Origin of the sequence: Pseudooceanicola marinus (assembly GCF_020177265.1) — a bacterium.
GTDB classification, from domain to species: domain Bacteria; phylum Pseudomonadota; class Alphaproteobacteria; order Rhodobacterales; family Rhodobacteraceae; genus Pseudooceanicola; species Pseudooceanicola marinus_A.
This window is the reverse complement of record NZ_JAIVMC010000015.1, coordinates 23,158-46,163: the sequence shown is the minus strand read 5'-3', so window position 1 is coordinate 46,163 and position 23,006 is coordinate 23,158. Positions and strand designations below refer to the sequence as shown.

General features: G+C 67.0%; 18 protein-coding genes and 1 pseudogene. 1 reads left to right on the top strand and 18 read right to left on the bottom strand.

Translation table 11 applies throughout. From position 1 onward, the window contains the following. Positions 1-168: 168 nt before the first annotated feature. From LC066_RS19965 to LC066_RS19880, 18 genes and pseudogenes are all read right to left on the bottom strand, one after another. Positions 169-325 (bottom strand): annotated as a pseudogene (locus tag LC066_RS19965) (IS5/IS1182 family transposase); the annotation flags it as partial. Between the two features lie 1,071 nt (positions 326-1,396). Next, positions 1,397-2,965: an ABC transporter substrate-binding protein gene (locus tag LC066_RS19960; protein ID WP_224902909.1), complete on the bottom strand. Its 1,569-nt coding sequence runs from the start codon at positions 2,963-2,965 to the stop codon at positions 1,397-1,399. 31 nt (positions 2,966-2,996) lie between these two features. Then, positions 2,997-4,088, bottom strand: coding sequence for a DUF917 domain-containing protein (locus LC066_RS19955; RefSeq protein WP_224902906.1), 1,092 nt, complete (start codon positions 4,086-4,088; stop codon positions 2,997-2,999). Further along, positions 4,085-5,194 carry a DUF917 domain-containing protein gene (locus tag LC066_RS19950; protein ID WP_224902903.1) on the bottom strand — a complete coding sequence of 370 codons (1,110 nt, stop codon included), beginning with the start codon at positions 5,192-5,194 and terminating at the stop codon, positions 4,085-4,087. The genes LC066_RS19955 and LC066_RS19950 overlap by 4 nt, the downstream gene beginning before the upstream one ends. Then, on the bottom strand, positions 5,187-6,746 hold the full coding sequence (locus LC066_RS19945; protein WP_224902900.1) for a hydantoinase/oxoprolinase N-terminal domain-containing protein: 1,560 nt from the start codon (positions 6,744-6,746) through the stop codon (positions 5,187-5,189). The genes LC066_RS19950 and LC066_RS19945 overlap by 8 nt, the downstream gene beginning before the upstream one ends. Positions 6,747-6,765: 19 nt before the next feature. Then, positions 6,766-8,439: a dipeptide ABC transporter ATP-binding protein gene (locus LC066_RS19940; RefSeq protein ID WP_224902897.1), complete on the bottom strand. Its 1,674-nt coding sequence runs from the start codon at positions 8,437-8,439 to the stop codon at positions 6,766-6,768. 4 nt (positions 8,440-8,443) lie between these two features. Then, positions 8,444-9,316, bottom strand: a complete 873-nt coding sequence (locus LC066_RS19935) for an ABC transporter permease (RefSeq protein WP_224902894.1) — start codon at positions 9,314-9,316, stop codon at positions 8,444-8,446. Next, positions 9,316-10,344, bottom strand: coding sequence for an ABC transporter permease (locus LC066_RS19930; RefSeq protein WP_224902891.1), 1,029 nt, complete (start codon positions 10,342-10,344; stop codon positions 9,316-9,318). Before LC066_RS19930 ends, LC066_RS19935 begins: the two co-directional genes overlap by 1 nt. 97 nt (positions 10,345-10,441) lie before the next feature. Beyond that, on the bottom strand, positions 10,442-12,394 hold the full coding sequence (locus LC066_RS19925) for a helix-turn-helix transcriptional regulator (RefSeq protein WP_224902888.1): 1,953 nt from the start codon (positions 12,392-12,394) through the stop codon (positions 10,442-10,444). A 937-nt stretch (positions 12,395-13,331) separates the two neighbouring features. Beyond that, entirely contained in the window at positions 13,332-13,802 is a 471-nt protein-coding gene (locus tag LC066_RS19920) for a hypothetical protein (RefSeq protein WP_224902885.1), read from the bottom strand. A 68-nt stretch (positions 13,803-13,870) separates the two neighbouring features. After that, a complete protein-coding gene (locus LC066_RS19915) occupies positions 13,871-14,752 on the bottom strand; it encodes a bifunctional 5,10-methylenetetrahydrofolate dehydrogenase/5,10-methenyltetrahydrofolate cyclohydrolase (RefSeq protein WP_224902882.1) in 882 nt (293 codons plus the stop codon). Then, on the bottom strand, positions 14,752-15,906 hold the full coding sequence (locus tag LC066_RS19910; RefSeq protein ID WP_224902879.1) for a hypothetical protein: 1,155 nt from the start codon (positions 15,904-15,906) through the stop codon (positions 14,752-14,754). The genes LC066_RS19915 and LC066_RS19910 overlap by 1 nt, the downstream gene beginning before the upstream one ends. A 59-nt stretch (positions 15,907-15,965) precedes the next feature. Then, a complete protein-coding gene (locus LC066_RS19905) occupies positions 15,966-16,850 on the bottom strand; it encodes an ABC transporter permease (RefSeq protein WP_085889499.1) in 885 nt (294 codons plus the stop codon). 5 nt (positions 16,851-16,855) lie between these two features. Then, complete coding sequence (locus LC066_RS19900; protein ID WP_224902877.1) at positions 16,856-17,662, bottom strand: ABC transporter ATP-binding protein; 807 nt, start codon at positions 17,660-17,662, stop codon at positions 16,856-16,858. Between the two features lie 21 nt (positions 17,663-17,683). Continuing rightward, complete coding sequence (locus LC066_RS19895) at positions 17,684-18,265, bottom strand: NAD(P)H-dependent oxidoreductase (protein WP_222480668.1); 582 nt, start codon at positions 18,263-18,265, stop codon at positions 17,684-17,686. A gap of 67 nt (positions 18,266-18,332) precedes the next feature. Beyond that, positions 18,333-19,748: an FAD-binding oxidoreductase gene (locus tag LC066_RS19890; RefSeq protein ID WP_224902874.1), complete on the bottom strand. Its 1,416-nt coding sequence runs from the start codon at positions 19,746-19,748 to the stop codon at positions 18,333-18,335. Beyond that, positions 19,745-21,043, bottom strand: a complete 1,299-nt coding sequence (locus LC066_RS19885) for an amidohydrolase family protein (RefSeq protein WP_224902870.1) — start codon at positions 21,041-21,043, stop codon at positions 19,745-19,747. Before LC066_RS19885 ends, LC066_RS19890 begins: the two co-directional genes overlap by 4 nt. Continuing rightward, positions 21,040-21,855: a creatininase family protein gene (locus LC066_RS19880; protein ID WP_224902868.1), complete on the bottom strand. Its 816-nt coding sequence runs from the start codon at positions 21,853-21,855 to the stop codon at positions 21,040-21,042. The genes LC066_RS19885 and LC066_RS19880 overlap by 4 nt, the downstream gene beginning before the upstream one ends. A 382-nt stretch (positions 21,856-22,237) precedes the next feature. Between LC066_RS19880 and LC066_RS19875 the strand changes: the two genes are divergently transcribed. Further along, positions 22,238-23,002 carry an IclR family transcriptional regulator gene (locus tag LC066_RS19875; RefSeq protein WP_224902865.1) on the top strand — a complete coding sequence of 255 codons (765 nt, stop codon included), beginning with the start codon at positions 22,238-22,240 and terminating at the stop codon, positions 23,000-23,002. The last annotated feature ends 4 nt before the right edge of the window (positions 23,003-23,006 follow it).

Here is a 23,006-nt window from a genome sequence, read left to right as displayed (position 1 = left end):
GGGCTCAAGACGCGCCATCTGCGCGTCGGTCAGCCAGAAAAGATCAGACATGTCACCGCTCGTTTTTCGAGCCGTGAATCACGCCAACCTGCGGAAAACAATGGGTCCTGACCCTAGCAACCAATCGACGCTCGGCAGGCTGCTGTGACGCGCAGGCGCAGCGATCTAGTCGCTGACCTCCCCTGCGGAGACGAGGAAGTTGATCGGACGGCCCTTGCTGCCGCGGATGGCATGCAATTTCGCGTGCTTGCACCCTCGGTTCGCCCGATCAGGCGACCGCGCCTCCTTTCTTGATGCCGAGACTGGCCGCCCGCCGCTGCGCCTTCTGAGACTTGCGCAGGTTCACCCCAACGCATGGCGTTCACCTGCTCCCTTCGATCGTCGCGGTCACCTTATCGCTGTATCCAGCCGCCTACCCCGTCAACAGCTGTGCGAAAGTGCTTTCAGGCGTTCTCAGAGGGCGTGACTGCACTCTCTGCACCGGCGCCTCAGGGAACTCGCCTCGCGCGCCACGGGACGCTCCAAGGGGCCGCGCCCGCCGTTTGTGGCGCCGCAATAACTGCGGTTCAGCACGGGGGGCTTCTACAGAGATGTCACCTGGGGGGAGAAGTGACGTACGTCAGCCAGTTGGCCTAAAGAGCAATGCTTTCTCGCTTCGTCCGCTGAAGCGCAGAAATTCCCGACACCACAGGAAGCGCAAGCCGGACGCGGCGGGCGGCAAACCCGAGGCTCCGGTTACACCGCAACCGAACCACCGGAGTGTTCCAAATGAAAAACCGCTGTCCCACAAGCCCGCCCGCAAGCTGCGGGCGTCATAGTTCGAGGGGACTCCCGCCATGCAGGATCGCATGAAGAAGGCGATGGTCTCGATTGGCAACACCGCCACAAACCGCCGCCGGATGCCCAAGCACGCCAGGTCGCCGGAAGGCGGCGCAGGGCGCATGCCAGAGCCAATCGATCAGTGGAAGGCTGGGGAGGAGGCCGTCAAGGAGACAGCCGACGATGGCGCCCCGACCAAGTTCGATACCGCCGACAGTCGAGCGCGAGGACATCGGCCCATGAGCCAAACGCGCGCAGACCGATGGTCACCTTCTGATCAGCAGGACCGTTCGCAAAAGACCAAATCCGGCCCCGTAACCAACAAAAACGCCCCGTTGCTTCGGCCCGGGGCGTTTTTGTTTGTGCGTCGCATCGCCCCTCGCGTCTGCCTTCGGCGCCTGTCGGGCCGGAAGTCGCGCACCCGTGGTGGGCACGGCTCCGGCTGTGCGTAGTCGCCAAGCGTCAGACCTACCTGGGCGTGCTTGCCCCCCCGGGGGGCATGTCGGCGTGATTGTCCCGCCCTGCGCAAAACGCCGCCCCGGCGAGGGCGGCGTTGCTTGTTGCACCGGTGAGGGGCTTACTCGGGGCAGGCCCAGCTCATACGCGAGAAATCGAGATCCCAGCTTTGCATCGGGATCTGCTGGTAGCCCTGCAGGCATTCATGCGCGGCGAGGCGCTTTTCCTGCGTCAGCAGCCACACGGACCGCTGATCCTCGACCAGCTTGGTGAAGATGTCCTGGTAGATCCCGTTGCGGGCCTCGGCATCGGTTTCCTGCCGCGAGGCCTCGATCATGCCGTCGATCTCCTCGTCCATCACCCAGTCCATCGAGGACCAGGTGCCCGTGGCGTTGGAATGGTACTGCACGAAGTAGACCGAGTCGGGCGAGGGGTAGGTCGGGCCGTAGAAGATCTGCGTCGAATCCGGGGTCGTCTCGATCGAGCTGGCAAGCTCGGTGACGCGGTTCCACGGTTCAGGCGCGATCGACACGTCGAAACCGATGCTGTCGAGCGTCGATTTCAGCAGAAGCGCAACCTCTTCCTCGAAGGCCGTGCCCGAGACGTAGACATGCTCCAGCGGGATCGGGCCGTTGCCGTGGTACTTGCTCTGCTCCAGTTCGGCGCGTGTCGCTTCGAGATCGAAAACGGGCGCTTCGGCACCGGCGGGGATCGCGTCGGGGAAGACCGGCGCCAGAGGTCCGGTCAGTTCCGCGCCGGGGTAGATGACCTCGCGCACGGTGGCGTAGTCCATCGCCATGGCGATGGCGCGGCGGACGTGGACGTCGTCGGTCGGCGCCTTCTGGTTGTTCAGCTTGATGTAGTAGCCGGTCGCGGTCGGCACCGAGATCACGCGGTAGGCATCAAGGGCGTCGATCCCGGCGTAGGTCTCGCTCGCCTGGTACTGCGAGGACAGGCCAAGCTCGCCGCGCTGCGCAAGCGCGCGCACGGTCGCCTCGTCACGGGTGATGACCAAGCGCACCTCGTCCAGCGGCGTTCCGCGATCCCAGCCGCCGTGATACCCTTCGAAGCGGGCCAGCGTCATCTGCGCGCCGCGATCCCAGTTGTCCAGCGCATAGGGGCCGGCGCCGACGGCGGCATTGGCAAGGAACTCCTCGCCCCATGCGTCGGCGTCGGTCGCCTCGACCGCCTCCTCGTTGACCACGAGGAGAAGCGGGGTGATCGCGATGAAGGGCGCGTAGACCTTGTTCAGCGTGATCTTGAGCGTGCGCGCATCGACGGCCTCGACCGAGTCTTCGCCGATCAGGTCGGAGAAGAGGTAGGCCGGTCCCTCGTTGATGCTGAGCAGGCGGCGGATCGAGTAGGCGAAGTCGGATGCCTCGACCGGCGAGCCGTCCTGGAAGGTCGCGCCGTCCTTGAGCGTGAAGGTATAGGTCAGGTTGTCGTCCGACACCTCCCAGCTTTCGGCCAGCTGCGGCACGACCGAGCCGTCGGGATCAACGGTGGTCAGCGCATCGTAGAGGTTCACCGCCGTCATGTATTCGGTGTAGTCGTTGATCTTGGCCGGGTCGATCGTCCCGATGATCTGCACCAGGTTCACCATGGTGCTGACGGGAGTGTCCTGCGCCTGTGCCGCGAGTGGAAGCGCGGTTCCAAGCGCCAGGACCGAGGCGGTAAGAAGGTGTTTCATGCCGTTTCTCCGTGTTGGTTGGGTCTGTTTCTTATTGCCGCCGCAGGTCTTCGACCGGGGCGAAGGGGTGGTCGTAGCCAAAGTAGCCGGGCCCCGCGAGGTCTAGCCCCGCGGCGCTGCGCCACTGCGGATCCGCCGGAAGGGCCAGCAGCCGCAGCCCGAGACCGAAGCGCATGGCCTCGGTCGTGACCGGCAGGCCGCCGTCCGCGTCGAGCGCGCAGATCAGGTCGGGCGTCAGCGCCAGCGGGCGGCCGGTTTCGTCTTCCAGGCAGAGGAACTCGTTCTGGAAGGACAGGGTGAAGGTCCGGCCCTGGTTCTCCTCCAGCCCCGTCAGCGTCGCGCTGCCGCGGGCGAAACCGCCGGTGGTCTTGCGTTCGATATCGACGACGCGCGCGGGACCCAGGTCGAACCCGCCGCAGCGCGCGACCAGCGCGGACGCGGGGTGACGGTTGGCGGCCCGTTCCGACCGGATCGTGGCGCCGATCTCCCGCACGAGGCTCAGCGTGTTCCGCAGCAGCGACTGCTTCATCTGCGCGCCCGTCATCGGGTAAAGCGCGACCAGCGCGGCCCCTCCCATCTCGATGGTCTGTGCGCGCGCAAGGCGCTCCGTCCAGAGGTTCGAGACCGTCTTGAGGACCGAGCTGTTGCCCTTGTCGTCGGCGATGCACATGGGGCTTGCCGCGATGCCGTGCATGGTCATCGACACCATCTGCAGTTCGGGAAAGGCGCGCCCCATGCCGTCGCCGTCGATCAGCGGCAGCCCGGTGGCCGAGGCCACGGCAAAGGGGATGGTCGAATTCAGCCCGCCCGCCTCGATGCAGACCAGATAGTCGGCCTTGCGCCCGAGGTACTCCTCCAGCGCCGAAAGCGCGGCCAGGGCCTCGTCACCGTTGGGCAGCTTCTCGACCATGACCGTCGGCGCCCCCATCATGCAGACCGGCACGCAAAGCGCGTCGTCGGGCACCTCGGTTGGATCGGCCACGCGCACCGGCCGGCCCGCGCGGTCCATGGCCGCGCGGGCCATGACCTTGCCGATGTAGGGATCGCCGCCGCCGCCGGTCCCCAGGAAGGCGCCGCCAAGCGCGATGGCCTCCATGTCGTCGGGATGGATGTCGAAGCTCATGGGGTCTCCTTCGCAGGCAGGGGGGTGTACTCGATCTCGGGGAAACCGAAGGCCGCCGGACCGATCACGGCCAGCGCGTCCTCGCTGCGCAGCAGTTCGTGGCAGGGCAGCGCCAGCACGGCGATGCGCTGGCCGTAGCGCAGAAGCTCGGTCGTGATGGGCAACCCGCTGTCGAGGTCGAGCACCACCACGAGATCCGGCACGACCACCTCGACCTCGCCGTCACGGCGGAAGACCAGGAACTCGTTCTGGATCGTGATATGCGCCTGCGAGCCGCGATAGCCGTCGAGCCCCTCGATCTCGGCCTCGCCCACGTTGAAGCCGCCGCGGAAATGGCGGTGGATGTCCTTGATCTTGCCCGAGAAGACGTGCCGGCCCCCTTCCCGTTTGCAGATGGCCGCGATCGGATCCTCATGCGCCTGACGCGCCTCCATCACGGCACGGCCAAGGCCGATGGCCTGGGTGTAGCTGCCGGGAATGGCGAAGCGTTTGAAGAAGGCGCCGGTCATGGGGGCCGAGGCCAGTGTCGAGGCGCCGCCCTGGGCGATGACGCAAGCGCGCGCCATGGTCTCGTGCCATTTCTCGGTAATCGCATGATCGAAGGTGACCACGTTGCCGTGCGGGTCGCACATGACCGAGGGCGTGGAGCTGTGCCCGTAGATCGAATAGGTCGTCATCTGCATTTCGGGAAAGGCGCGGCCCATCCCGTCGCCGTCCACCACCGGAAGGCCGGCCATTGCCGCGGTGATCAGCGGCTCCATGGCGTTCTGTCCGCCGATTTCCTCGCAGGCGACCGCCGCTGCCGTGAAGTCCAGCCGCTGTTCGAGCGCCCGCAGGCAGCGCAGCCCCTCGCGACCCTCCTTGATCCGCTCGAAGGAGATCAGGGGCGCCCCGATCCCGCCGAGCGAGACGACGCGATCCTCGTCGCCTAGCGCCTCCATCGGCAGCACGCGCATGACATGCCCGGCGCGCAGCGCCTCGCGGGCGCGCAGCTTCCCGATGTAGGGATTGCCACCGCCCCCGGTGCCGAGGATGCCCGCGCCAATCTCCAGCGCGTCGATGTCGGCCTCGGTCAGGGTCCAGGCCGCCTCCTTCAGATCAGCCATCCTGGAACGCCCCCATCTCGCCGACGACCTTCACGTGGATGCGGGTCGCATTGCCCGGCAGATAGGCCAGCGGCACGTCCTCGCGCTCGATCACGGCCAGGGTCTCCCGGGTGGCACCGCTGGCCACCGCGCTTTCGCTGGCCTCTCGCTCCGCCTCGGCCAGACAGTCCTCGCGGGTGCGGCCCTCCAGCGCGAAGATGCGGTCCACCTCGCCCGAGATCTGGGCGATGGCGGCACCGACGGCATTGGCCACGGCAAAGTTCTCGGGGCGCAGCACCTCCAGATCGCCGATCCGGTCGGGGGCCAGGATCGAACCGCCACCCACGGCGATCACCGGGATCGGGTCGGGGGACACGCGGCTGCGTTCAACGGCGGCTTCGAGGATCGCCGCGATCTTTTCCTTCGCGGCCGCGATCAGCGCGGGGTCGATGTCGGCGACGGCTTCGGCATTGCCCACCTCGGCCATGCCGGACGCCACGGCGATGTCGGTTGTGGTGAGCGTATCGCCCCCGAAGACGCGCGCCTCCTTCGTCAGGCGGTAGCCTACGGATTTCGGGCCGACCTGAATGTCCTCAGGGCTCCCCTGGACCAGCGATCCGCCACCAAGGCCGACAGAGAACACGTCGGGCATACGGAAGTTGGTGCGCACGCCGCCCACATCGACCACGGTCGAGGCCTGCCGGGGGAAGCCATGCTGAAGCGCGCCGACGTCGGTGGTGGTGCCGCCGATGTCGATGACGATGGCGTCCTTGACCCCGGTCAGGAAGGCCGCGCCGCGCATGGAGTTGGTGGGGCCCGAGGCGAAGGTCAGCACCGGGAAGCGCCGCACGGTATCGGCGCCCATCAGGGTGCCGTCGTTCTGGGTGACGAAGAAGGGGCAGTTCAGCCCGGCCTCTGCCAGCGCGCGGTCGAAGGCATCGACGGTCTGCGCCGACAGCGACAGCAGCGAGGCGTTCATGATCGCCGCGCTTTCACGTTCCAGAAGGCCGATACGGCCGATCTCCGAGGACAGGACCACGGGAAGGTCCGGGCAGACCTCGCGCAGGATGTCGCGGGCGCGTTCCTCCATCTCGCGGTTGATCGGCGAAAAGACCGAAGAGATCGCCGCGGCGCGGATGCCCTTCTCGGTGATCTCGCTGCCGATGCGGCGGATCTCGGCCTCGTCGAGCGCCGCGATCTCGCGGCCGTCGAACTCGAAGCCGCCGCGGACCATGTAGGCGTGACCGCCGACCTCGGCGCGCAGGTCCTCGGGCCAGTCGACCATGGGCGGCAGGCAGGCGGTGGCGGGCAGTCCAAGGCGGATCGCCGCGACCGGATCGAGCGCGCGCCGCTCGATCACCGCGTTGGTGAAATGCGTCGTGCCGAGCATCGTCACGTCGATCGCATCGCGTTCGACGCCCGCCTCGGCGATGACGGCTTCCAGCGCCTGGCTTATGCCGGACATCACGTCCTCGGTGGTGGAGCGTTTCACGCCGGCCAGCACCTCGCGGTCACGCAGGATGACGGCGTCGGTGTTCGTGCCCCCGACGTCGATGCCGAGTCTCAGGACCATGTCTTTCTCCTTCTCGTTCTCATGCCGCCGAGGACACGAGGAACCTTTGTTTTTCTTCTGGTGTGACCTTGGGCTTCATCGCTTCCTCGGCGTCGGTGACGACCGGGATCGCGGCGATAAGCGCCCGGGTGTAGGGATGCGCGGGGTTGGCGAAGACCTCGGACGGCCTGCCCTGTTCGACCATCTCGCCCTTGAACATGACCGAGATGCGGCTGCAGAAGTTGCGCATCAGCGAGAGGTCGTGGCTGATGAAGAGGTAGGTCAGGCCCAGCTCGTACCGCAGCTCTTCGAGCAGCGCGATGACACGCTTCTGCACGCTGACGTCCAGCGCCGAGGTCGGCTCGTCCAGGACGATCAGGCGCGGGTCGGCGGCCAGGGCACGGGCAATGGCCACGCGCTGCTTCTGCCCGCCCGAAAGCTCGTGCGGAAAGCGCGCGACGAAACTGCGGGGCAGGTCGACCCGTTCCAGCAGTTCGTCCGTCCGCCGCTGCCTGTCCTTCGGATCCAGGCCGGCAAAGCGCAGCGGCACGTCCAGCGTCTGACCCACGGTGCGCTTGGGGTTCAGCGAGGTGCCCGGGTTCTGGTAGACGATCTGCGCCAGGCGGCGATCGGCCCGACCGCCGGTGTCCGACAGCGGGCGCCCGTCGATGAAGACGCGTCCCTCGCTGGGCTGCATGATCCCCATGACCATCCGCGCCAGCGTGGTCTTGCCCGACCCGCTTTCGCCGGCCAGGCCGAAGATTTCGCCGCGGGCGATGTTCAGGTCGACACCGCGCACCGCCTGCGTCGCCTCGTCCGGACGCAGCAGCCGCTTGCGGCGGAAGGTCTTGGTGACCGCCTTCAGCTCGACCAGCGGGGCGCCGTCCGAGACCTTCTGATCCTTGACCCCGGGGCCGTAAAGCGGCGGGATCGCATCCACCAGGTCGCGGGCATAGGCGGTCTTCGGTGCCTCAAAAAGGCGCCGCAGGGGACCGCTTTCCACGATCTCGCCCTTGTTCATGACGTAGACATCGTCGGCCGTCGCCCGCACCACGCCCAAGTTGTGGGTGATCATCAGGTGCGTCAGCCCCTCGTCGATGACCAGCTTGTTGATCAGGCGCAGGATCTCGTCCTGGGTCGTCACGTCGAGCGCGGTGCCCGGCTCGTCCGAGATCAGCAGCGCCGGGCGGTTCATCAGGGCCAGCGCGATCAGCACGCGTTGGCGCATACCGCCCGACAGCTCTGCCGGATACGCGGCCACGACGCGGGCGGGGTCGGCCAGCTGCACCTTGCGCAGGATTTCTGCGATGCGGCCCGCCCGGTCCTTGCGGCCGGTGGGCCGTCCGGCGCGGCAATCGGCCCAGTAGAGCACATCATCGAGGTGCCGCCCGATGGTGAAGACCGGATTGAAGGAGGACAGCGGATCCTGCATGACCACGGACATCTCGATGCCCTTCAGGGCTTCGCGCTGGCCGGTGGTCTTCTTCAATAGGTCTTCGCCCCGCCAGAGGATCTGTCCGCTGTCCACGCGCGCATTGCCGGGCAGCGTGTTCAGCACCGCCTTCGAGGTCACGGACTTCCCCGATCCCGTCTCGCCGATCAGGGCGACGCGCTGGCCCTCCTCGATGGTCAGGGATACGTCGCGCAGCGCCTGCTGCGTGCGGCCGTAAGAGGTGAACGACAGGTTCAGGTTGCGGATGTCGAGCAATGCCATGGGATCAGACCTCCACGTCGAACATGTCGCGCAGGCCGTCGCCCAGCAGATTGAAGCCAAGTGTGGCGTAGAAGATCGCCAGACCGGGGAAGAGCACCCCCCACCACATCTCGGGCAGGAACTGCCGCCCGTCGGCGACCATGGTGCCAAGGTCCGGCGTGGGCGGGCGCACGCCGAGGCCGAGGAAGGACAGCGTCGCGCCGAAGAGGATGATGAAGGCCGCGTCGAGCGTGGTCTTGACCGAGATGACCGAGATGCAGTTGGGCAGGATCTCACGGGTCAGGATGTGCCAGTGGCTTGCGCCTGCCAGCCGCGCTGCCTCTATGTAATCCTCGGCGGCGACGGATTTCGAGACGCGGTAGACAAGCCGTGCGTGCCACGTCCACCACAGCAGGGTGATGGCGAACATCGCAGTGACGAGGTTCGGGTTCAGCACATTGCCCACGGCCAATGCCATGACCAGCGGTGGGATCGCCAGCATCACATTGGTGAACCCGGTGATGAGCGCCTCGATCCGGCCAGAGAAATAGCCCGCGACCAGGCCCAGTGCCCCGCCGACGGGCACCGCCACGATCAGCACGCCGACGACGAGCAGAAGCGAGACGCGGAAGCCGAAGATCACGCGGGTGAAGATGTCACGGCCGACCTTGTCGGCCCCGAACCAGTAGGTCGCATCGGGAGCGTGGTGCTTGTTGCGGAAGTCGATCACGGCGCCGACGTGGTCCGGAAAGCGCGCGATGACAGGCGCGAAGATCGCCATGACGATCACCGAGATCACCATCAGGGCACCGATCACGGCCACGGGGTTGGCGCGGAACCTCAGCCAGGCCATGCGGCGCGCGCTGAGGATTTCGGTCTGTTCCTCGATCAGGGCCATCAGCGGGACTCCTTCATGCGCAGGCGGGGGTCGATCAGGCCGATCAGCACGTCAATCAGCAGGTTGGCGACGACGAAGAAGCAGCCCGAGACGAGGACCACGGCCATGACCGCGTTCAGGTCCTTCTGCAGGATTGCCTCAAGGCCGGCCGAGGCGAAGCCGCCCCAGGAAAAGATGAGCTCGACCACGAAGGCGTTGCCGATCAGCGACGCGAATTCGAGCCCCATGATCGTCAGCGGCGCGATGGCGCTGAGCTTGAACAGGTAGCGGAAGGTCACCACGCGGCCGGGCACCCCGAACGACCGCAGCGTCTGCACGTGGTCACGGCGCTGATGCTCGATCATCGCCGACCGGGTGATGCGCATGATCTGCCCGATGCCCGACATCGCCAGCGCAATCGCCGGAAAGGCAAGGTGCTGCAGCGCCGAAAGGGTCACGTCGATCCGCCCGGTGAGCAGCCCGTCAAGCGTATGGAGCCCGGTCGGTCCGTCAAAGCCCGACAGCGCATTGTCCAGCCGCCCGAGGATGGGCCAGCTCACTAGGAAATAGGCGGCGAACAGCTGTAGCAGGATCGCGAAGAGAAAGCTCGGCATTGTCACGCCCAGAAGCGACACGATGCGCAGCAGCGTATCCGCCCAGGTGTTGCGATAGCGCGCGGCCAGCACCCCCAGCGGCAGCCCGACCAACAGCATGATGACCAGCGTCGCCAGAACCAGTTCCAGCGTTGCGGGCAGGATCGCCGCGATCTCCTGTGCGACCGGCCGCCCCGAAATCAACGAGATTCCGAAGTCGCCCTGAACCGCGTTTGCGACGAAGTGGACGAACTGCTGCGGCAGCGGGTCGTCCAGGCCCATCTCACTGCGCAGCTGGTCGACCTGCTCTGCCGAGGCGGTCGGGCCGAGCGCGATGCGGGCCGGGTCACCGGGGACGACCCGGGCCAGGACGAATATCATCAGCGCCAGGACCAGCAGGACGCCGGCGAAGCCGACGATACGTTTCAGCAGAAATTGCGCGAAGCCTGGTCCCATTCCGATCTCCGTGGAAGAAGTTCAGGAGCAGGGTTCCATCTGGCCGCTGCGATTAGAAGGCTAGGCAGGTATAGGTTTCACGCGAATAGGGATAGGTTCAGGGGCTGATCAGCTTCGCTGCCACCGCGCGGCTCACTGCCTCGCGCCGGTTCGCGGCCCCGAGTTTGCGATAGAGATTCTTGAGGTGGAATTTCACCGTCGGCAGGCTGACGCCCATCTCGCGCGCGATGTCCTTGTTGGCGCAGCCCTCGGCCAGAAGCAGGAGGGCCCGGCGTTCCTGCGCAGACAGATCCCCCTCGGGCGTGCGTCTGGCCGGGCGCCGGCGCAGCCCGCGCGGCAGTTCGATGTCCTTCATGGGGCCCGCCTTCATCCGGGCATCGTCAAGCAGCGGCAGCACGAAGATGCGTTCCTCGATCAGCGGCGCGTGGACCTGCCGGGCGGTGCAGCTTGCAATCACCTCGGCCAGGAGACGGCGCGCAAGCGGAAGTTCCGAGCGCCGACGGGCGACCCAGGCCTGCCAGATCTGCACGCACTGCCGGTTCCGCCAGGACAGCGCGCGGTTTTCGGACAGGGCGGCCAGCCGTTCCGGGATCGCCGGCGCGCGGGGCGTCTCGTAGCATTGCTGCCTCAGCCAGAGCAGGGCCTTGGTGATATCCTCGGGCGCGGCGAGGTAGCGAAGGTTCTCCCCCGAACTGTCGATCCAGATCCGGCCGATCCGGCCTGCCATCTCGTCCAGCAGCATGCGCGCCTCGCGCCACCTTTGCGCGGTCTGCAGGACGGCCACGCGGCGCTGTTCGATCAGCACGCGGAAGCGCCGCGTCCGCCAGCCCTTCTGCCGCCAGCTTTCGAGGTAATCGAGCGCGGCGGACAGGCCCGAAAGCTCCAGCAGGGCGTCCGCCCCATGCGCCATGGCCTGATCGGCGATGTTGGGCCAGATCTCGCCATGCGAGAAGTTGGCGAACTCGCGCTGCGCGAAATCAGCCATGGGATGCGGATCGCCGTGTTCATAGGCGACGACGGCACGAAGCAGGCTGAGAAAGCGGTCGTCCTGCGGGGTCTCGAAGGGCGTCTGGGCAAGGCAATCTTCGGCTGCGGCAAGCTCCGGGCGCGCCTTGTCCGCGTGCCCTTCGATCACCCGCATGATCGCCCGGTGAAGGTGGACGTAGAAGCACAGATATGGAGCGTCGGCATAGTTCGCCAGCGCCCGCTCGCCCGAGACCTCCGCCTCGGCGAAGGATCCGGCGTCGATATAGAAGGAAAGCGCAACGTTGTGGATCGCCCCCCGCATCAGGTTGGCCTCCGTCGGGAGGCGGGCGAGCAGGTCGTAGAGCTCGCCCAGACGCGCCGCCCTGTCGGGGACATTGCCGTAGACCGCCAGCAGCCCGCGCGCCACCAGCAGCTCGACCGGAACGTCGTCGGAGAAGGGGACCGGACGGGAAAAGTCGACCAGCCTCGGGCCGCCCCATTTCGACAGGAGATGCTGCGCGCGGGCCGTATCCCCTTTCTTGACGGCCACCATGAAGCCGAGCGATGCGACCAGTGGCTCGGGCCCTTCGCCGATGGCGTCGTGGATGTCACCTGCAAGATCCGCTCCGGCAAGGTGGGGCAGATGCATCCCGCCGTACCGTTCGAGCATGGCCAGGGCGCGCCGCCGGTGTCCGACCATCGCCGCCTCGCGGATGGCATGAGCCGGATCGCCCGCGCGCTCCATCAGGTCGAGGCTGGCCGGGCTCGCAGGCAGCTCGGCCAGCGCCTCCCGCAGAAGAGCTGCAAGCGGATCGCCGGCGTCGGACAGCCTGTCCAGCAATGGCGCAAGTTCTGTCATCGCCGCGCCGTACCCGGCTGGTATCTTCGCCTCGGCAAGCGGGCCGGCACGGCAGGCCGAGATCAGCAGGTCCAGTGCTGCGGACGACAGCGAGGCCGTCAGCGCCTCCTGGATCCATCCCAGCACGGAGGCCCGGGGCCGTCCACGGGCGAAGGCATCCGCCACCATTGGCCATCCGTAAACCGAAACCTCCGTCGGCAGGAACAGGTCTGCCGAGGTGATCAATAGTGTGTCCCTGCGCAACGCATCCGAGGCAAGGCCGCCGAGGTCGCTCGGCCGGGCCGCGATCATCAGTCGGGCGGAGGACTCGGGCAGTCGCGCCGGCAGAGGGCCGCTGCTGTCCACGATGACAGCCCCGCACATGGGGTCCGGCAAGGCGTTCGATACCTCGCCCCCCCACAGCCGAGCGAGCTCCTTCGCCAGCAACGTCTTCCCGCAGCCGGGAAGCGCGGACACGATGACTCGAGGCACGTCGGACGCATCTATGCGCGCGGCCAGTGATCGGATCTCGTCAGGTAATTGCACGTCGGTTCCCGTATCGGCCATCCCCTCGCACCATGAGGATCCGGCGCAACTAGCTAACCGCTCGACCCGCTGAAGGACAATCCACTAAGGGGCCGGGCCTATGCGCGCCTCGACATCTTCCGACTTCGTCGCGCCAGGGCTGATGCAGGTTTCATCTCCTGCCTTCAGGGGATCGCTGGGGCAGCATGAGCGGACCACCGACGATGCGCCAAACGCGCGCGGGCCGCTATCACCTTCTGATCTGCAATACCGTTCGCCAAAGACCAAATCCGGCCCCCGCAACCAACAAAAACGCCCCGTGGCTTCGGCCCGGGGCGTTTTTGTTGGTACTAAATCTCGGCCTTCTCCTCACGGCAGCACATTACAAAAGAGCTATTCCAACGAAACACGTGGGCATCTTGGGGGGCAGGGCAACAGAGAACTGCCCCACGCCCACACTGCAAATCACACCGCACCCGTATCCGCACAACGAGCAGGCGCGCGTCCGCCCCCGAAGCCAGAAGCTCGGCCCCAATTCAGGCAGGACCAGGGACCGTTCATCCGAGAGCGGCAGGCGCCAAACGCAACCGGGGCAGCCGCATTCCTTCGCGACCGCCCCGATCAAGATCACTCTTCTTGCTCCCGTCGGAACACGGGATCAGTGCATTGCGCGGCGCCGGCGCAACAGGACCACGAGCGCGAGCAGGCCGATCACCAAAAGTCCCCAGGGCCCCACGGCACCGCCGGAGGTTGCGCCCGGATCGTCATGCGACACGGACATCACGTGACCGGAGGCGTCCAGCGAAGCCGCCGGGATGGTCAGGATGACGCCCGGAGCGGGGTTTTCACGGGTGCTCAGATCCGCGCCCAGCAGCACCCTCAACATGGAGGCGTCATAGACCTCCAACATGGGCTCCAATCGGCATACAGACCGGTCACAGGGACGACCAGATCGGTACTGGTGTCCGACGGGATCATGGTGAAGCAAGGAAACGTCGGCACTGACCAGGGCCAGTTGGGTGAATACTTCCGGCACGCTGGAGGGAACTGGCGTTTCGATTTCCGCATCCCGATCTTCGGGCACCGAGATCGCAAAGCTGCAAGGATCGTTCGTGTCGTCGAATTCCACGGCAACATCAAAATTGTCGAAGCCCTTCGGCTAGGGCTTTCCAGCACCGAAACGCGCCTCACTCGCTATCAGGCGAGGTCCCGCTCCGCGATCATCAGCAGGTTCTGCAGCAGGGCCGCGCGGGTCAGCGCGCCGACAGATCCGTGCGGCGGCGTGACCCAGCCCGCGACCCCGGCCACATCGGCGGCGATGTCGGACACCATCTGGCCGTCAGCGCCATAGGTGATGCCCACGCCCACCACGGCGGCGCCGGGGCGGATCATCTCGGCCGTGACCAGCCCCGGCTGGCCGGCGGCAGCAATGACCACGTCGGCGCGGCGGGTCACCTCGGCCAGATCGCGCGACGCGCCGTGCAGCAGCGTGACCTCGGCGTCGATGCCCTTCAGCGACAGCAGCATGGCCAGCGGGCGGCCCACCAGGGGCCCCCGCCCGATCACCGCCACCCGGGCGCCCGAGAGCGGCACCGCGTGATGGCGCAGCAGTTGCAGGATGGCATGGGGGGTGCAGGGCAGCAGGCCCGTCGTCAGCAGATCGGGCGCGCCGGCCAGCAGCCGCCCGAGGTTCTCCGGGTGCAGCCCGTCGATGTCCTTGGCGGGCGACACCGCGGCCAGCGCCGCATCGTCATCCAGCGCGCCAGGCAGCGGCAGCTGCACCATCAGCCCGTGCACCGACGCATCCGCGTTCAGCGCCGCGACCTGATACAGCAGCGCGGCCATGGAGGTGTCGGCGGGCAGGCGGATGTCGCGGGCCTCGATACCGATCTCGGCGCAATCGGCATGCTTGCGCCCGATGTAGGAGGCGCTGGCGGCATTTTCCCCCACCAGCACCGTCGCCATGCAGGGCGTGATCCCGTGGCGGCGCAGCTGCGCCGCCCGGGCTGTCATCTGTCTGCGCAGCCCCTCTGCCAGGGCATCGCCGTCGAGCAGGGTGGCGCTGCGCAGGTCGCTCATCACTCCAGCCCGATCGAGGGGTCGATGAACTGGTTGGTGACGACCATCTCGGGGGTCACATCGGCCTCGGAGCGTTCGTCGAGGCTGGGGGTGACGATCTCCAGCATCTCGGCCACGCGTTCCATGTCGAAGTTGCCGACGGTGTCGTCAGAGCCGTTGCCGATGACGCCTTCGGCGACCATGGTTTCCGCGGCATATTCCATCAGGTCCGGCGCGGTCTTCCACCAGGAGGTGGCCATGTCCGCGTCGTTGAAGGCGACGATGGTGGCGTTGGTCTCTGCCGGGTCGGTGGCATAGTCGACGGCGGCCTGCTGCATGATCGGCACCACGCCGGTCAGGCAGGGCGACAGCTCTTCCAGGCGCGATGTCGCGACCGAGACGATGCCGGTGTAGTTGCGATAGCCCAGGTCGTCGATCTTCAGGAAGTCGATGGGTTTTTCCCAGTTCAGACCGTTCTCGAACTTGTAGACCTCGGAGGTGACGAAGCCCTGGTTCAGCCATTGGCCGTTGTTGGTGACGAAGTTCTCGCCATCGCCCTTGTAGCCTTCGACGAAGACCTCCTTGGGCACGCCCGAGTCGACCAGGTACTTGCCGAAGGTGCGGCCCACGGTCGAGACGTAGATCTTGGCGTCGTCGTTATCGGTCAGCGCCGCCAGGTCCTCGATGGAAGAGAAGCCGTCGGGATAGGTGGCCGCGTCCCAGAACAGCACGGTCGGCGCCACGTCGAGGGGGGCGAAGACACCGACGGTCGGGAACCGCTTGGAGAAGATGAAGGAGCTGTCGAGTTCCTGGTAGCCCAGGTGCGGCATGACCCCGGCCTTGGAGTTGCCCATGAAAAGCGCGGAATAGGCGGTTTCGCCGTCGCCCAGGCCAATGCCGCCGCCGCCCGACAGGATCTGCAGGTCGATGCCGGTGGAGCCGAGCGGACCCTGGTAGGAGCCCGGCGTCATCTCGCCGCCCTCGCCGATCATCTGCCAGATGCCGCCCTGTTCCGCCTGCGGCAGCCAGTCCAGCTGCACGATCAGCGGGTCGGGGCAGACGCCCGACAGATCGGTGGTGTAGTTCGCTTCGGCGAAGTCGCCGGCCATGGCCGCGCCGGAGGCCGTGGCCGCCAGCAGCGCCGCGAGAGAAACGGATTTGACCGTATGTTTCATGTGTCACCCTGTTGGTTGGGGGAGAGGGAAGGACCGCGTGGGGCCGCGGCCCGGTTGCTTTATTGTTGTTTGCCCGAGGCTTCGTGCCAATGGGAGAAGAGCCGGTTACCCAGCCATTTGAAGAAGAGGTAGACGGCGATCGACAGGACCGAGGCCATGATGAGCGCCGCGTACATCTGCTCGTACTTGAAGTCGATTTTTGCATTCATCAGGAGCTGGCCGAGACCGCCCTCGCCCGAGAGGAAGAACAGCTCGGAGGTGATGGCGGCGATGACGGCGAGCGAGCCGGAAATCGAGAAACCGGCAAAAAGCGTGGGGCCGGCGAAGGGCAGGCAGGCCTTGCGCAGGGTGACCCACCAGCTGGCGTTCTGCAGCTTGAACAGGTTGAGGATGTTGCGGTCGACCGATTTCAGACCCAGCAGCAGCGTCGTGGGCACGGCGAAGAAGGTGAACAGCGCCACGATCAGCACCTTGGGCATGAAGCCGAAGCCGAGCGCGGACTGGATCAGCGGCACGATGGCCAGCACCGGCACCGATTGCAGCACGACGAGGTAGGGGAAGATCGCCTTTTCCAGGAAGAGAAAACGGAACATCACGATGCCCATGACACAGCCGAAGGAGATGGACAGTCCCAGCCCGGTGACGGCAATCGCCATGGTGGTGACGGAGCGGCGCAGCAGCTCCAGCACGAAATCGGGGATGCCGAAGGCCAGCTCCCAGATCCCGGTGCCCGACGGCATCAGGAACTGCCGGTGCGGCGGCAGCCCCGAACGCACCCAGGCATAGGCCAGGATCACCAGGATGCCGGCGAGGATCGGCGGCACCAGGTTCGTCACCAGCCGGCGCGTCACGCTGGGCGGCGGCGCGACGGGGGTGGCCTCGTGGCTTTCGATATTGGCCCGGCGATGCTTGCCGGTGTCCGCGGGGATCTGCGTGTCGCTCATGTCGTTCATCCCTCGATGGCCTTGCGCAGGGAGAGGGAGATCTCTCCGCAGAGTTCCGAGAAATCCGCCTGGTAGCGCATCTCGGGCGCACGGGGATAGGCGAAGGGCACCTCGAAGATGTCCTGGATGCGACCCGGGCGGCGCGACATCACCACGACCTTCGAGGACATGTAGACCGCCTCGGGGATCGAATGGGTGACGAAGATCCCGGTGAAGCCTTCGCGCACGAAGAGGTCGATCACCTCGTCGTTCAGGCGTTCGCGGGTGATCTCGTCCAGCGCGCCGAAGGGTTCGTCGAACATGAAGACGGCCGGGTTCAGCGCCAGCGAGCGGGCCAGCGAAACCCGCATCTTCATACCGCCCGACAGGCGCTGCGGATAGTGGTTCTCGAACCCCTTCAGGCCGACCAGCTCGATCTTCTCGGCGGCGATGCGGCGGCGTTCCTCGGCAGGGAAATCGCGCAACTCCATCAGCAGCTCGACGTTGTCCTGCACCTTGCGCCAGGGCAGCAGGGTGGCGTCCTGGAAGGTGTAGCCCAGCTGGTCGCGGTCGACCCAGACCTTGCCGCCCGTATGGGTGACAAGGCCCGAGGCGACCTTCAGCAGGGTGGATTTGCCGCAGCCCGAGGGGCCGACGATCGAGACGAACTCGCCCGGGGCGATGGCAAGGTTTACGTCACTGAGCCCCTCGGTGCCGTCGGGAAAGGTCATCGAGACATGGTCGAAGACGATGGCATTGCCCCCGGGAAGGGACGCCCCGTCTGCGGCCGCCCGCCCTTCCGGTGCCGTGGTGGATGTGGAATCTGCGCTCAAGTCTGGCTCCTTGCGGGGGTCTTAGAATTTGCGCATGGCGTCATGCACCTTGCCGATGAAGGCGCTGGTCTGCGCCTGCGTCACGTTGTTCATGTCATAAAGCGCGTGGTACTGCACCTTGACGCGCGGGTTGCAGACCACCCGCAGGAAGCGGGTGGCGTTCTTGCGCGGCGGATCGCCCAGGAACATGGCACGATAGCGCTTGGATCCGTAGGTGGTGACCGTCGCCAGCTTCTTGATGTTGCCCAGGCCCGGGCCCAGCTGGCCATCGGTCAGCTTGAAGGACACATCGGGCAGAAACACCCGGTCGAAGTAGCCCTTCAGGATTGCCGGCCAGCCGAAGTTCCAGACCGGGTGGCACAGCACCAGCCCGTCGCAGGACATCAGGCGGTCGACGTAATCCGCCACCTTGCGGCGGTTGATGGTGATGTCGTGATATTCCTCCCGGTCCTCGCGCGACAGGACCGGGTCGAAGTTGTCGGCATAGAGGTCGAGGTCATCCACCTCATGCCCGGCCTCGGTCAGCCCCTGCACCACGGTCTGATGCAGGGTGGAGGCCAGCGAGGTCTCCTGGGGGTGGGCGTAGATCACGTGCACTTTCATGATGCGGCGTCTTTCGTGTCTCTTTCATCCGGGCGGGGCGTCGCGCCGCGGGTGGCGCGCCCCGGAGCTAGTGGTTGAACAGGAAGGCGCGCCCCGGCTCCGGCACCCAGTCCGGATCGGTCCAGGCAATCATCTTGCCCGGGTTGAGCAGCCCCTTCGGATCGGTCTGGCGCTTGAACTCAAGCTGGGCGGGATCGGTCTTCTTCATGCCGCCCTCTTCGAGGGTGACACGATGCGGGTTGAAGACGGTGATCCCGTAGTCGGCTTCCAGCAGCGCGATCACCTCTTCGATGCGCGCGTCGCTGGAATAGCGCAGCAGCGGCAGGGTGACGGCGGCCACCTTGCCGGAGAACTGCGTGAATTCGTGGTGCAGCACGATCTCGTCGCCGAAATCGGCCTTCAGCCGGGCCATCGCGCCATAGATGTCGTCCTGCGGCAGCATCATCTGCAGATAGGTGATCGACGGGTCCACCTTGCGGGCGCGCAGGGTGGTGTGGTTCCAGGCATATTCATAAAGCGAGGCCAGGCGACGCTCGCCCAGGTCCCGGTCCGAGCGGAAGCGCATCGTTGCCTCCGGATCGGCGGCGACCAGCGCCTCCAGCGCCTCCAGGCTGTCGCGGGTGACGATGACCGCCACGGCCGCCTCACCCTTCACCGTGAACTCGGTGTAGCGGTTGAAATACCGCTCGGGGATCTCCGGCTCGAAGGTGGAAACCATGCGTTTCACGATGCCCTCGGCCTCGCCGATGGCGAAGCTGAGGCGCGTGGCGGCGGCGAAATCGGCCGTGCCGATCAGCGCCTCGACCCAATCCTCGGCCGGGTCCACGGGCACCTCGACCTCGGTGATGACGCCGTTGACGCCATAGGCATGCGCCGCCTTGAAGATGTCCTCGCCGGTCAGCTCGACGATGCGCGGCTCGGCCTCCATGGTGACCAGGCGCAGGCGCAGGATGTTGCCCGGCGTGCGCAGCCCGCCCCAGCGGATCGCGCCGATGCCGGACGAGCCGCCGGCGACGAAGCCCGCAATGGTCGCGGTGGCGGTGGTGGAGGGGAAGAGCCGCAGCTCCAGCCCCTGCGCGCGCGCGGCGGCCTCCATCGTCTTCATGATGGCGCCGGGCTGGGCGACCAGGCGGCCCGGCTCCAGCGTCAGGATCTCGCTCATGTGCCGCATGTGCAGCAGGACCCCGCCGGCCAGCGGCATGGCCTGACCGTAGTTGCCGGTGCCGGCGCCGCGCACGGTGACGGGCACGTCGTGGGCATGGCACAGGCGCAGGATCTCGATCACCTCGGCCTCGCTGCGGGGCGCGACGACCAGATCGGCGCAGACATCCTTCAGCATGTCCTTCAGGATCGGGCTGTACCAGTAGAAGTCGCGGCTTTTCTGCTGCACCGAGCGGGGGTTCTCGTCGATGTCGAAATCGACCAGGGCGTCGCGAAGAGCAGAGAGGTTGGCGGCAAGCTCGGGGGTGTCGGTGGTCATCATGCAGTTTCCCATTGGGGTTCGGTGCGGCTTGCGCCGGCGGCCAGCGGGGCGCCGTCGTGCAGCACGAGGCGCGGCAATGCCGTACCGCTGAGGAGATCGGCCCAGTCGCGGGCGTCGAACAGCACCGCCTCGGCCGGGCCGCCGGCCACCAGGCGCCCGGTGTCGGGCAGGCCCATGGCGCGGGCGGGCGTCGCGGTGACGGCGGCCAGCCAGCGGGCCGGCTCCGCCTCCAGCTGGCCCATGAAGACCCCCAGGCGCAGAGCCTCGATCATGTCGTAGGCGCCAAAGGGGTAGAAGGCATCGCGCACGTTGTCCGAGGCGAAGGCGACCGGCACACCGGCGGCGGCCAGTTCCTGCACCGGGGCCAGGCCGCGCAGCAGGCCGGTGCGCCCCGGGGCGCGATCCTGGAGGAAGCCGTTGGTCGCGGGCAACGAGACCACCTCGATCCCGGCCTCGGCCACCTTGGCGATCACCGCATCGCGCCGCGCCTGTGGCATCTGGGCGAGGGCGCAGCAATGGCCGGCCACCATCCGCCCCGAGAAGCCGCGCCGGATCGCGGTTTCCGCCAGCAGTTCCAGCCCCCTCGCCTCCGGATCCAGGGTCTCGTCGACGTGCAGGTCGAGGTCCAGCCCGTGATCTGTCGCCAGGCCGAACAGCCGGTCGATCAGCGCCGGCGTAGCATCTGCCTCGACGAAGGCGCCCAGAGTGGCGCCCATCTCGGCCAGGGCCGCACAGCGGGCGGCGAAATCGGGTTCCTCCACACGGAAAAGCGCCATCAGCGCGACGGCCTGCAGGTGCAGGCGATGCCGCCAGCGCCCCGCCACCTCTGCATAGGCCCGCCAGGAGGGGGTGTCGGCGGGGGCGCCGCGCGTGTCCAGGTGGGTGCGCAGGGCGCGGGTGCCCTGGGCTTCGGCGGTGGCCAATGACCGCTCCATCCGGGCGATGTCATCGTCGAGCGTGCGCCCCTCCTGCCCTGCGGCCCAAAGCGCCACGGCAGAGCTCAGCCCATCGGAGGAAAAGCCGGTGCGATGCACCGTATAGGCCTTGTCGATATGGGTGTGCATGTCGACGAAACGCGGCAGCAGCAGGCGCCCGTCCAGATCGACCACCGGCAGGGCCACGGCCCGCTCCGCCTGGGGATCCGGGCTGTGGAAGCGCCCGTCGCGCACCACGATATCGGCGCGGGCCAGCCCCTGCGTCGCGGCGGAAACCTCCAGCCCCCGGCACAGGCCGACCGGCACCAGGGCGTTGCGCAGCAGGTAAGCGCCACGGGTGGGGATCGCGGGCAGGCTCATGCGGCGGGCCCCGCGGATCCGGCGGGGATCACCGGATCGGGCAAGGGATGTGCCGCAACCTCGTCCAGCAGTTTCGCATAGCGCGTGGCGGCATGGCCGATCAGAGCCCGGCCCGCTTCCGGCGTGGCGGCGGCGGCATTGCCGGCCACCCCGGCAGGATGCAGATCCTGCGACACCCAGCCCATGCCGACCGGGCCCAACGTGCGCAACACCTCGTTCTCTTCCGCCACCCGGGCGGAGGCGGGCACGAAGTTCTCGGCCTTCGACATGTCCACCAGGTCCGGCGCCAGGTGCAGCATCGCCGCCGTTTCGACAAAGCCGCCGTGGATGCCCTGCGCGGCCTCCTGCGGTGAGACAAGGCCCTGCGGATAGCCCATGGTCACCCAGCCGGCGGTGACGCAGATCATGCCTTCCTCGATCCGCAACCGCCGCGCCACGATCTGCAGCACCGGCACGTTGCCGCCATGGGCGTTGAGCAGCACCAGCCGCTTCACCCCGGCGCGGGCAACGGAGCGGCCGATCTCCACCAGTGTGGCCATCAGGGTTTCGGCGGAGAGGGTCAGCGTGCCGGGATAGGACAGGTGTTCGTCCGACTTGGCATAGGTGATCGTGGGCAGCAGGTAGACATCGGCCGCCTCGACGCGCGGCCCGGCGGCACGCGCCACCCCTTCGCCCAGCACGCTGTCGGTCGACAGCGGCAGGTGCGGCCCGTGCTGTTCCGACGCCCCCACCGGCAGCAACGCCACCGCGCGGGCGGTATCGATCCCGGCGAAATCCGTGGTCTTGAGAGAGGTCCAGTCGGTGAAGGGCATGGGCAGCGCTGTCTTTTCTGTCGTGCGGCCCGAATTGTTCGCTATTCGAGCATTTGATCGGAATACGTTACGACATGCCCTCAGTGGGTCAAGGCGCAAAATATCAGCACTGCGACGGGCGTCTCTTGGCCTGCATCACGCCAGACGCCAATAAACAAGGCTCTTCATGGCATAATCGGCATCCCAATCGACGCGCCTCTCAGACGCATCTGCGCTGAACCAACGCCTGCACACGCCCTGTTTTTGGGCGCCGCCGGGAAGTTCGCTCTATTATCGAACAGGAAAAACGGCTATCGCGGACGGTGGCGCCCTGCCCGCCCCTCTCGGACGCAAGGGCCGCATACGGCCTGATCCGACCACGCCTGCCCTGCGAAGGACCCCGATGCTGAACGAGAACGACAAGGAAATCTCCCTGACCTTCGCCAAGGGGCTGAACGTGCTGCTGGCCTTCGACGCGCGGGATCGCTCGATCACCATCTCGGAGATCGCGGAGAAGGTCGGGCTGAACCGCGCCGTCACCCGGCGGCTGGTGCGCACGCTGGAACAGCTGGGGTATCTGACCTGCGACCGCGGCCGGTACGAGGTGACGCCCCATGTCCTGCGCCTCAGCCAGGGGTTCATCGAAGGACGCGGCATCGCCCAGATCATCCAGCCGATCCTGCGCCTGGCGGCGGAGGAGATCGGCCAGTCTGTCAGCTTCGCCATGCTGGACGACACCGATGCGGTCTACGTGGCCCATACCTTCCTGCCGTCGCAATTCACACTGAACCGCGTGGCGATCGGGACGCGGGTGCCGCTGGCGCCCACCGCCGCCGGGCGGGCGATCCTGGCCTTCCTCGACGAGGCACGGCGCGACGAGATCCTGGACGGCATGGATTTCGCCGCCTTCACCGACCGCACCCAGACCGATCGCGCCCGCTTTCTCGACGCGCTGCACGAGGTGCGCGCCCAGGGTTTCGCCCAGACCGACAGCGAGTACGTGGCGGACGTGGGCTCGCTGGCCGTGCCGGTTTTCGACCCCGGCCTGAATTCGGTGATCGGCGCCGTATCGATCATCTTCGAACAGGGCCAGCTGGATGCGCAGCAGCGCGCCGACAGCATCACGCGGCTGAAAAGCTGCGCCGCCCATGTCAGTTCGACCTTCTGAGGCG